The 4,931-nt window shown below is 40.1% G+C and carries 5 protein-coding genes and 1 pseudogene; 4 read left to right on the plus strand and 2 right to left on the minus strand.

Going from position 1 to position 4,931, the window contains the following annotated elements:
• Window positions 1–76, plus strand: a pseudogene (locus I6F42_RS19825) (elongation factor Tu); the annotation flags it as partial.
• A gap of 191 nt (window positions 77–267) precedes the next feature.
• Here the strand turns inward: I6F42_RS19825 and I6F42_RS19830 are convergent.
• Window positions 268–1,599, minus strand: a complete 1,332-nt coding sequence (locus I6F42_RS19830) for an IS4 family transposase (protein WP_231616411.1) — start codon at window positions 1,597–1,599, stop codon at window positions 268–270.
• 253 nt (window positions 1,600–1,852) lie between these two features.
• Window positions 1,853–2,713, minus strand: coding sequence for a YicC/YloC family endoribonuclease (locus tag I6F42_RS19835; protein ID WP_002958889.1), 861 nt, complete (start codon window positions 2,711–2,713; stop codon window positions 1,853–1,855).
• Window positions 2,714–2,892: 179 nt separating this feature from the next.
• Here I6F42_RS19835 and rph point away from each other — a divergent pair, with 179 nt between their 5' ends.
• Genes rph through I6F42_RS19850 form a run of 3 tightly spaced genes read left to right on the plus strand, consistent with a single transcriptional unit; the run spans window position 2,893 to window position 4,706 of the window.
• Window positions 2,893–3,606 (plus strand): ribonuclease PH, encoded by a 714-nt coding sequence (gene rph, locus I6F42_RS19840; protein ID WP_002958890.1) that lies wholly within the window; start codon window positions 2,893–2,895, stop codon window positions 3,604–3,606.
• 18 nt (window positions 3,607–3,624) lie between these two features.
• The gene (gene pyrE / locus I6F42_RS19845; RefSeq protein ID WP_007583381.1) at window positions 3,625–4,269 is read left to right on the plus strand and encodes an orotate phosphoribosyltransferase; all 645 of its coding nucleotides are present in this window, start codon (window positions 3,625–3,627) and stop codon (window positions 4,267–4,269) included.
• A gap of 56 nt (window positions 4,270–4,325) precedes the next feature.
• Window positions 4,326–4,706, plus strand: coding sequence for a diacylglycerol kinase (locus tag I6F42_RS19850; protein ID WP_007583384.1), 381 nt, complete (start codon window positions 4,326–4,328; stop codon window positions 4,704–4,706).
• Window positions 4,707–4,931: the final 225 nt, after the last annotated feature.

Raw genomic sequence — 4,931 nt, forward strand, 5'->3', positions numbered from 1 at the left:
TGAAGGTCTTCGTTTTGCTATCCGTGAAGGTGGTCGTACTGTAGGTGCTGGTGTTGTAGCAACTATCGTAGCGTAATTATTAGCCTAGCTAATTGTTACCAAAAAGCCCGAGCTTAGTCTCGGGCTTTTTAATGTCTAGAATAAAGTGTCATATGAAGGTGGCGCTCTTACTTTAGGCGTAGGTGCTTTGTAGTAACGTTCAAAGCGTAATTATTAGCCTAGCTAATTGTTACCAAAAAGCCCGAGCTTAGTCTTAACACCACTCGTTTAAGAACGAGTGGTGTTTTTTCGTTTATACCTAACTGGATATTTTTGTGTCTTTGCGAGCACCGTTCGCGGATAAGCTTTTCGCTTTCTTTTCTCCGGTAATATTAGCCGTTTACCGTTTTCACGTAGTTCTTTTAGCTTTTTAGGGATTGTCCCGGGGCTTCGACCTGAGCACCATAAAAACTCGTCTTGTATTAGGTATAATGCGTTTATGAAACTGATGCGTAATGGCTCCACTTTATGGGCTTTAGCCATCTCTGCCATTTCAAGTCTCACGATATTGTATGACGTCAGAATACCCCAGAGCTCTTGATAAATACCTTCCTGTTTCAAGCTCCGTAGCGCTGGCTTATTAGATAATTGATATTGCTTGAGCTCACCATATCCTCGCTCTATTTCCCATCGTTGCCAATAAACATCGAGTAGCGCTTTCAGCGGGTACTTTTCTGGACAGGCGCATGAGGTGATGAACCCTTTTATTTCACCTTTAGGTGTCGGAATTTGAATAAGCCTTGCTTGCCATGTATCACCTAGGTAAGGGGCTGATTTTTTAGCTTGTGGCGAAATAGGCATTGTTATTAAGTGGTCGTAATCGCTAAATGATTCCGTTATTTCATAGCGCATTTTACTTTTGATGGGCGTAAGCCAATGATGATTTTCGCTAACATCTTGCCAGCTCGTGAATAGTTCAGCCGAAAAGAAACCTCTATCAAATAGAGTTAGTGAATGTTCAGGTGCTGAGCCAACAAGCTGTTGAGCATAATGAATTTCACTTTGAGTAATGGGGCCAAACGCTGCATCGGATATTAAATGCGTTCTTGTCGACATCAAGGTTACAGCAAGTACTGAGGGGAAGTTCGTTGTCGATTGAGCATAGCCAAAATGACGGTTACTCGGCGTATCTTGGGTTTTAAATTGTGTACCGTCAACGCTTAGCAGCTTTAAACCACACACGTCATCAAAAGTTTGCGACTGCTCCCACTGCGTTGCTGTATGTTTAAAAAGGTGTTTCATAGGCGCTGCGCCTAGCTTTTCTTTCCCTTTTATAATACTGCTGGTCGCCAATGGTGGAAGCTCTCCTTTAGCGTCAGGAAAAGCGAGCTCTAGTTTGTCACAGACTTCAGATATTGAGCGGTTTCTTAATAAACCAATTCCTAACACAAGCCAAGCGGCTTGTTCGGCGGGGAAGCGTCGTTTGCGTACAGAGGCTCTTCCTGTTTGGGTAACAGCTTCTTCAATCCACTCAAGGGGAATGTGCTTAGTGAACGAATCAATATCACGATCTTGGCAAAACTCAGTCGTAAGGTGTAATTCTTTAATAAATTCAGACATAAAAATAGGCCACAACTTCTGTTGTAGCCTATTATGAGCCCTTTGAAAGATCGTTCAATTAGCTTAAACGATCTGCATTAGAGCTTAGTCTCGGGCTTTTTAATGACTAAAATAAAGAGTGATTTGAAGGTGAGAATCTCACATTAGACGAAGATGCTTGGTAACAACATTCAAAATATTATTGGTATTAATAAAAAACCCGAGCCTAGCCCAGGTTTCGATAAGTTATGAATATGCCATAATTGGCTGAAAACTATTCAATATTTTGAATCTGTTCTCTCATTTGTTCAATCAATACTTTTAACTCTACAGCGGCAGTAGTGATGTCACTATTGATAGACTTAGATGCTAGCGTGTTAGCTTCACGATTAAATTCTTGCATCATAAAATCTAGGCGGCGGCCACATGCGCCACCTTTTTTAAGGATTTTTTTAGTTTCTTTAACGTGAGACTTTAAACGATCTAATTCTTCAGCTACATCTTGTTTTTGAGCAAGATAAATAAGTTCTTGTTCAAGGCGTGACTCGTCAATGTTTGCTGTTAAGTCTTCTAGCTTTTGAGCCAGTTTTTCACGCTGCCACTTAGCAATCTCAGGCATGTGCGTTTCTACAATTTCTACTTGCTCTAAAATCGCATCAAGGCGGATTGCTATCATTTCTTCAAGGTTTGCACCTTCATCGCCACGAGCTGATTTAAAATCTTCGATTACTTGATCAAGACCAGCAATTAGTGCTGTATTAACGCTATCCATATCAAGTTCTTCAGCTTCCATAACACCAGGCCAACGTAATATATCAACAGGATTAATGTCGCCATTACTTTGCTGTTGAACCCATTTCGCGCTATTTATAAGTTGCTCAGCAAGGGCTTGGTTAATTGATAGCTCACCAACATGGGCAGGATTTGCTACAAACTTTAAAAAAACCTCAACTTTACCGCGTTGTAAGTGTTTGCGTAAACGCTCACGAATAACTGGCTCCATGCCACGAAATTGCTCTGGTGCGCGAATAAATGTTTCAAGGTAACGCTGGTTCACTGAACGAACTTCCCAAGTGCCAGTTCCCCAATCGCCTTTTATTTCGCGACGCGCATAAGCTGTCATACTGTGGATCATGGATATTTTCCTAAATTTATAAATACAATATTACGATGATTATACCGTAACACCGCTTAAGCTCTAGGGAAAATTTAATACACTGAATATTTTGCATACAGCTATTTATTTAAATCAGCATGGTATCTATACCCACATACACTTATAATGTCGCAAATTCTGAATTAAGGGGATCGTCAATGCGTCCAAGCGAAAGAACACCTAACCAAATTAGACCTGTTACATTTACACGTAATTATACTTTGCATGCTGAAGGCTCAGTACTTGTTGAGTTTGGTAACACCAAAGTACTTTGTACAGCTACTGTCGAATCGGGCGTTCCTCGTTTCATGAAAGGTCAGGGTAAAGGTTGGATCAATGCTGAATACGGTATGTTACCGCGAGCAACGCATACGCGTAATGCTCGAGAAGCTGCACGTGGTAAGCAGGGCGGTCGTACTATGGAAATTCAACGTTTAATTGCACGTGCACTTCGTGCTGCTGTTGATTTAAAAGCACTTGGCGAAAACACAATCACTATCGACTGTGATGTAATTCAAGCAGATGGCGGTACACGTACTGCTTCTATAAGTGGTGCATGTGTTGCACTTGTTGATGCGCTAACGCATATGCGTGCCAAGGGTATGATTAATTCAAACCCACTTAAACATATGATTGCGGCTATTTCAGTAGGTATATACAAAGGCCAAGCAATTAGCGATTTAGAATATATTGAAGATTCAGCAGCAGAAACTGATATGAATGTAATTTTAACCGAAACAGGTAAAATTATAGAAATTCAAGGTACAGCCGAAGGCGAACCTTTCTCGTTTGATGAGCTAGATGAGTTACTTACTTTAGCTAAACATTCTATTCGTGAAATCATTGACGTACAAAAGCAAGCATTAGCATAAATAGGTAGGCCACTAGATATGAAAGATTATCAAAAAGAGTTTATAGAATTTGCTCTAGAGAAGCAGGTATTAAAATTTGGTGAGTTTACTTTAAAGTCTGGGCGCATAAGTCCTTACTTTTTTAATGCCGGTTTGTTTAATACAGGTCGTGACTTAGCACGTTTAGGTCGTTTTTATGCATCAGCACTAGAAGATTCAGCGATAGAGTACGATGTACTATTTGGCCCCGCGTATAAGGGTATCCCAATCGCGACAACGACGGCAGTTGCATTAGCAGATCACCATGATAAAGATGTACCGTACTGTTTTAACCGTAAAGAGAAAAAAGCACACGGTGAAGGTGGTACATTAGTAGGCTCAGAACTCAATGGCAAAATAATGCTAGTTGATGATGTAATTACCGCAGGTACCGCTATTCGTGAGTCCATGGAAATTATTGCACAAAATGGTGCAGACCTTAGTGGTGTTTTAATTGCATTAGATCGCCAAGAAAAAGGTAAAGCCGAGTTATCAGCTATTCAAGAAGTTGAACGCGACTTTAATACCAAAGTAATCTCTATTGTAAAATTAGCAGACCTTATTAGTTACCTTGAAAACCAAGGGACGATGGGCGAGCATTTAGCCTCAGTTAAAGCTTACCGTGATCAATACGGCGTAGCATAAATAAAAAGCCTCGCAGTGCGGGGCTTTATTTTGACCTTCATTCATAGAGTTTATTAATGAAAGATGTATTAAAACCAAATGGCTTAGGCCTCAAACGCGTTTTCAAAGCAACCTATTGCTCCTATCTTGGCTTTAAAGCAGCATTTAAAGAAGAAGCTGCATTTAGACAAGAGCTATTACTAAGCCTTATATTATTCCCCACTTCATTTTGGCTTGCTTCATCATTATTACACTGGGCAATACTAATTAGCTCACTGCTTATTATTCTAATAGTTGAATTGCTAAACTCTGCCATTGAAGCATTAACAGATCGAGTAAGTACAGAATTGCATGTATTGTCAGGTAGAGCCAAAGATATGGGATCTGCAGCCGTAACACTTTCATTAACGATCGTATTGATCATATGGGGTGTAAGTCTTTATATGAAGATCGTTTAAGCTCACTTTTAATATTTGTGAAGTTTAAACACCTTTAGTTGTTAATAATTTGCTAGTTATGTTGTGTTTTTAACGTGTTTAGCTCAAATACTCAGCGAACAGCACATTATTTCAAGTTTTCTTAAAAAAAGGGTTGATCTGTTTTCGGATCTCCCTATAATGCGACCCCACTGAGACGGGAAACGCCAACGCATAGCGAGGCAGGAACAACTCAGAGAGTTAAAT

This window comes from Pseudoalteromonas sp. SWYJZ12 (assembly GCF_015864395.1).
Classification (GTDB): Bacteria; Pseudomonadota; Gammaproteobacteria; order Enterobacterales; family Alteromonadaceae; genus Pseudoalteromonas; species Pseudoalteromonas arctica.

What these genes read in the sequence shown, in the direction of transcription:
- I6F42_RS19830 (WP_231616411.1), bottom strand. Translation starts at nt 1,599, where the DNA reads ATGTCTGAATTTATTAAAGAATTACACCTTACGACTGAGTTTTGCCAA.
- I6F42_RS19835 (WP_002958889.1), bottom strand. Translation starts at nt 2,713, where the DNA reads ATGATCCACAGTATGACAGCTTATGCGCGTCGCGAAATAAAAGGCGAT.
- rph (WP_002958890.1), top strand. Translation starts at nt 2,893, where the DNA reads ATGCGTCCAAGCGAAAGAACACCTAACCAAATTAGACCTGTTACATTT.
- pyrE (WP_007583381.1), top strand. Translation starts at nt 3,625, where the DNA reads ATGAAAGATTATCAAAAAGAGTTTATAGAATTTGCTCTAGAGAAGCAG.
- I6F42_RS19850 (WP_007583384.1), top strand. Translation starts at nt 4,326, where the DNA reads ATGAAAGATGTATTAAAACCAAATGGCTTAGGCCTCAAACGCGTTTTC.